This window comes from Mesorhizobium sp. (genome assembly GCF_004962925.1).
Taxonomy (GTDB): domain Bacteria; phylum Pseudomonadota; class Alphaproteobacteria; order Rhizobiales; family Rhizobiaceae; genus Mesorhizobium.
The window spans coordinates 1-213 of record NZ_SUEO01000291.1 but is presented as its reverse complement, the minus strand read 5'-3'; the positions used below and the strand labels follow the sequence as shown (position 1 = coordinate 213).

The window sequence follows — 213 nt, the reverse complement described above, 5'->3', positions numbered from 1 at the left end:
CCGCCGATATGCGCGACGAGTTTCTTAAAGGGGGGTCAGAGATAGATCTGGTCCGGTCCGGCCTCGAGGACGTTATGCGCAGCACCTGGGCACGTATCGCTGACCTCCTTGAAGAGCAGCCGGAACGGCCGCCCATGTCGCGTCCATTCGGCAGATTGCCGGCGCATATGAGGCCATAGGGATATGAGCCCCAATCCCGGAACGCTGTGAAGG

The 213-nt window shown here is 61.0% G+C and carries 1 pseudogene; it reads left to right on the top strand.

Features of this window, described 5'->3' with window-relative positions:
- Positions 1-187, top strand: a pseudogene (locus tag E5W87_RS36210) (glutamate dehydrogenase); the annotation flags it as partial.
- Positions 188-213 lie beyond the last annotated feature (26 nt).